Here is a 384-nt window from a genome sequence, read left to right as displayed (position 1 = left end):
AGCCTAGAGGCTATTTGTCGACATCTAGACCTGCCCATTCGAGACCAACACAACGCACTTCAAGATGCCATCACTGCAGCGCTGGTATTCGTTCGTCTCACTAAAGGTGACCTGCCAAGTCTCAATATGCCACATATTAAGTAGCGATTGAGTTCTCAGTTATCGAAATAACCCTTTAATTTCACAGCGATAGTTACCTTCTCATCCTAAAGTCTAATTGTGGAAATTTCGCAGGTAATAGAGAGTTATAACAGTTACCTCGAAATGCCTAACAGACCGTCAGATATTGAGCGACTGTCACAACTAATAGCGGCAGAGTTCACAAGGAGATCAGCAATGAGTGAAGCCCACATTTATCCGGTTAAACAGAACATCAAATCCGTT

General features: G+C 43.0%; 1 pseudogene. It reads left to right on the top strand.

The window, feature by feature from the left end:
- A pseudogene (locus tag AB4585_RS29570) lies at positions 1-144 on the top strand (3'-5' exonuclease); the annotation flags it as partial.
- Positions 145-384: the final 240 nt, after the last annotated feature.

This window comes from Vibrio sp. 10N.222.49.C9 (genome assembly GCF_041474985.1).
Lineage (GTDB): Bacteria > Pseudomonadota > Gammaproteobacteria > Enterobacterales > Vibrionaceae > Vibrio > Vibrio crassostreae_C.
Note: the sequence above shows the minus strand (reverse complement) of the source record. Positions and strands in the feature narration are given on the sequence as shown.